This window comes from Verrucomicrobiota bacterium (assembly GCA_027622555.1).
GTDB lineage: Bacteria > Verrucomicrobiota > Verrucomicrobiia > Opitutales > UBA2995 > UBA2995.
The window spans coordinates 1-4,358 of sequence record JAQBYJ010000218.1; the positions used below are offsets into that span (position 1 = coordinate 1).

Sequence of the window (4,358 nt, forward strand, 5' to 3'; positions counted from 1 at the left end):
TTAACAAAAAAATAAAAATACAGGCCAATTGTATGTAGTGTAATTGAACTCGATTTTAGGACAAAAACTAAAAAACGCGGCGATTTGAAGATTATTGTTCTTTCAGAAGGTGAGCGACCTTTGCGGCTTCAAAATTGACCAAACTGATATGAGCCATCTCTCAATCCTCTCTATTTCTTATCCGAGAATTTGAATTCCTGCCTAGCCAGGATATCGACCGGTTTTCCTCGAACCATCGGCGGTTTAAATTTCCATTCCCAGACAGCCAATAAGGCTGTTTGTCCAAAATGGTCGTGGGTAGATTCAGTCACATGCGGCATTCGAATATTCCCCTCCGAATCAATATAGAATAAAATAGTGGCACTTCCCTCCACATCCTTGTCCTTAAATTCCAATGGAAACATCGGCGTGGTCATAGTAATCGGTTCGGGAATTTCATCTAACTCTCTAGGACTATAAATTCGTTTGAAATCCGCGCTTCTCGAATACTTAAGGAAAGCTGCGGTTGATTCCATTACACCCACAGCATACACACCCCGCTTGTCTTCAAATCGAAAGTCAAATGGCTTGATGACTGTTATAGGTTCACCATTCAATTTGGCAGGCTGGAATGTCCATTTCCGTATGTATTCATCCGCCAATCTCCCAAACAAGGGATGCGTGTAAGCCGAAAGAAACACCTCATCCAGTTCTCCCGTTGAATCAACACGAATAACGACCTGGGCTGATCCGTCGTAAATACCTTCTAAAGTCATCGAAGTGGGGTAAGCCGGCAATACCGTATTCAACACCTTCAAGGATTCGAAATTGTCCACCCCAGAAACGGAGCCGGAGGCGAACATTAGCAGAAGAAACGAACCCAAATACAATAAAGGCGGAATTTTCTTAAATGATTTCATAAATAAATATTCTTTATATGCCTAACACCCATTTTCGCTTCACCCCTCTAAAAAAGTCTCTGGTTCAAAGATTTTTTTAACGGACATCATAATTCTTTGTGCAACTGGAGATCCACCATAAGGTCCGACGCAATCGCTTCGAGTTCGTCTCGAAGCGTTTCCATCGCAAGTCGAGCCGGCAACTGAAGACATCCTCGTGCCTTAAAAAGCAGCTCAGCAGACATGGGAGCCGTTGTAAGTTCTGTTTCCAGTTCCTCAACGTTGACTCCAAGACTTGCGAGCAGACCACTAATCCTGCTAACGATACCGACCTGATCGCTGCCAATAATTTCCATAATGACCAAAGACCGGGTTTTAGAATCAATCGAAGCTGGTTCAGATCGTATAGTCAGACTCAACCCAGTCTCCTGCAATTGAAGCAACGCTTTCATCAAACCAGCTTCGTGTTCCTCATCAATTGAAACCCGCAATACGCCTGCAAATTGACCACCCAAATGCGACATCCGGCTCTCCAGCCAATTTCCACCTTTTCGGGCAATTGCAGATGCAATAGATTCAACCAATCCAGGCCGGTCTTTTCCCATAAAAGTGATTACTAAATGCATGTTCATAATTTATACCGTTGAAAGAGGAATCACTCCAATTCCAATTACTCAACATGGCAATAAAAACACAGTACCTATAATGGGAGTGTCCTGATATTCCCATTGACCCTGTACACCCGGACAACCCTAATGCGTTCATGCCATATTGGGGTGAATCCTGGTCATTAATAAGCGCAGTTTTTTGGGCTATAGCTGTTGTATTGTTTCGCGTAGCGGTTAAAGGGATTCCTCCGATTGAAATGAGTCTTTTTAAGAACACATTTGCGCTTATTCTTTTCATCGCCACATGGCTGCTATTTCAAGAACAAGACGTTGAAACCAATCTGAGTAACAAGGATCTCCTGGTTCTTGTTTCTGCCGGTGGAATAGGAATCGCTTTGGGAGATACACTCTTCATGTACGCGCTCAACATCCTGGGCGCCGGAAGGAATGCTATCTTGAGCTGTCTATTTAGCCCTTTTGTTATCCTCTTATCCGTGTTGTTCCTAAAGGAAGAATTTTCTGTTTTTCAAGCTCTTGGGTTCATACTTATTTTGAGCGGCATCTTGTTGGCAGTGTATCAAAAATCTTCTGACATTGTTTCAAAAAGAAATAGAATAGTTGGAACCATTGTCGGGATTTTTGCGGTGTTTTGCATGGCAACCGGTATGGTGATAACGAAGCCCATTCTTAATGAAGCGCCGCCTGCTTATGTTTCTTGTTTTCGACTCGCTGGAGGACTATTGGGAGTGGTTTTGTTCACGATTGCAAGCGGCCGGATAAGAACTTCCATCCGCATATTCAAAGGCCCCCTACCTTGGAAGATCATGCTTCTGGGAGCTTTTATCGGCACTTATCTAGCCTTATTTACATGGATAGTCGGGTTCAAACATACGTCTACCTCGGTCGCTTCTATCCTAAACCAGACTTCAGTATTTTTCATTATTATCCTTGCGGTTCCTATTCTTAAAGAACGGCTTTCACTTATGAAAATTGCGGGAGCTAGCTTGGGATTTTTAGGGGTAACATTAATTTTGTACCATGCGTGATTCTATAGAACTCCCATTTTGTCCGCGATGCGGTGCAAAGACATTTGATAGCGGATCTTTCAAGCCGTGGCTTTGCAATTCGTGCGATTTCAAATTTTACCCAAACGTGGCAGCAGCTGCCGGGGTTTTTATTTTAAACGACGATAATGAAGTCCTTTTCAACCTACGCGCTCATGATCCAGGCAAAGGGAAACTGGGACTTCCTGGTGGATTTATAGATGCCAACGAATCGGCCGAAGACGGTGTACATCGCGAAGTAAAAGAAGAAGTTGGCCTGGTAATAGATGAGCTAAAATACATTTGCAGCTTCCCAAACCAATACTTTTACGGCGGAATCTGTTACAATACCCTGGACCTGTTTTACACCGCAAAAGCTTGCTCCGAAATTATCGAAACGGATCCCACGGAAGTTTCCGCAACTTATTGGCGAAACCCACATACTGTTTCGCCAGATGATATGGCCTTTCCATCCTACAGACACGCACTAAAAGTCCTGCTTAGGACTCAAAGCATTTAGCAGGAGAATTACCTCCAACTTAAAAGCAATCTAGTATAGTAAGTTGTATCTAATTCCTCAAGACCTGCAACCGGCTCCGAATTGTAATCGTTGCTTATGCCAATTCTCAATTTCCAGAATTCACCCGTACCTACGGGGAGGTCAAAAGAAGATTCATGATAAACCCGGAAATTCCCAAAGTCTTCGAATGAAGGATTGTAGGTGACCAGATTGTTCATCGATCCCCACCCGAGATCTTTAAAATGAATAAGGGCCAAGTCCAAACCAGGAGACTCAACATCTGTTCCATTCTGAAAGCTTTCAAATCGATAGGCGAGACCACCGCGGAACTCAAGCTTCTGGTCGTCCTTACGAATCACATGTTTGCCGATACCAAAGGCCGCCGTAGTTCTTATATCCAACAACTCGATATCGTCTTTTTCCAATTCACCTCTGGCATACCATGAAAGACTATCACTGAAAAATGACGAATAATCTATTCCACCCTTTATCTCATCTGAGGTGGTGTTGCCGTTTTCCTCAGCGATATCAGCAGACATATAAAAACCGAGCCTGTCCTTTTTGCTTTCAAGGACGGCACTGGCCCCAATCCCGGTAGCCGTTCGGTCAGAATTCCCAGACTTACCACTTATATCAACACTGGCATCGAACTTCCATTTGCGCTCGTTTGCAGCGACCTCTGCTTTATGAGCCTTTTCTATTGGACTATCCTCTCCCGGTTGCCACGCGGCAGTCACATTGCTTACAGAAGTTTCGAAAGTGCCTCCATTAGCAGCAATCTTAATCGAGTCTCCAGAACCAGCAACGGTACCTTTAAAAGTGTTTCCTCCATCAGTGGATACATTGATCGTTTCTTCAGACGAGAAAACAATGACTTCAGATTGCTTGATAGAAATCTCACCTGCATAAGACGTCTCAACCTTGATGACTCCTGCTTCAATTGAGAGGATTTTTCCGTTTATTACAGACCCGTCTCTGGTTTCAATTTTGCCTGCAGATAACAGGTTAACGGATACAGTTCCGAAAAGGCTAATCAAGAGCCATGTGCGTACAAACGCAGTTAAGAAAATACCTTCTTTCATAATGATAGGATGTTGGATGCTAGGCAATAAGGTTAGCAGAAATGCAAGAGAGTGATAGAGTCGCGATAAATTCAAGCAAGTAAAAATTCTCAGAAAAAAGGTGGTATTTTGGACTTTTTTTTAGCACGCTTCGCCGAAATTATTAGGGCACTTTGATGAATTAACTCATTGACAGTCAGTTGCTTATATACAATAAGAAGGTTATATATGAAATGCTATCAACCTTC

Annotated in this window: 5 protein-coding genes; 2 read left to right on the forward strand and 3 right to left on the reverse strand. The window is 43.1% G+C overall.

What is annotated here, in order from left to right:
• Positions 1 to 170 precede the first annotated feature (170 nt).
• Positions 171 to 899, reverse strand: coding sequence for a TonB family protein (locus O3C43_24815; protein ID MDA1069712.1), 729 nt, complete (start codon positions 897 to 899; stop codon positions 171 to 173).
• Between the two features lie 86 nt (positions 900 to 985).
• On the reverse strand, positions 986 to 1,504 hold the full coding sequence (locus tag O3C43_24820) for a glycine cleavage system protein R (protein ID MDA1069713.1): 519 nt from the start codon (positions 1,502 to 1,504) through the stop codon (positions 986 to 988).
• Between the two features lie 137 nt (positions 1,505 to 1,641).
• Here O3C43_24820 and O3C43_24825 point away from each other — a divergent pair, with 137 nt between their 5' ends.
• Both O3C43_24825 and O3C43_24830 read left to right on the forward strand, forming a co-directional pair.
• Positions 1,642 to 2,532 carry a DMT family transporter gene (locus O3C43_24825; GenBank protein ID MDA1069714.1) on the forward strand — a complete coding sequence of 297 codons (891 nt, stop codon included), beginning with the start codon at positions 1,642 to 1,644 and terminating at the stop codon, positions 2,530 to 2,532.
• Positions 2,525 to 3,049, forward strand: a complete 525-nt coding sequence (locus O3C43_24830; protein ID MDA1069715.1) for an NUDIX domain-containing protein — start codon at positions 2,525 to 2,527, stop codon at positions 3,047 to 3,049. Before O3C43_24825 ends, O3C43_24830 begins: the two co-directional genes overlap by 8 nt.
• A gap of 8 nt (positions 3,050 to 3,057) precedes the next feature.
• On the opposite strand, the gene O3C43_24835 is transcribed toward O3C43_24830, so the two are convergent.
• Positions 3,058 to 4,131, reverse strand: coding sequence for a DUF481 domain-containing protein (locus tag O3C43_24835; protein ID MDA1069716.1), 1,074 nt, complete (start codon positions 4,129 to 4,131; stop codon positions 3,058 to 3,060).
• Positions 4,132 to 4,358: the final 227 nt, after the last annotated feature.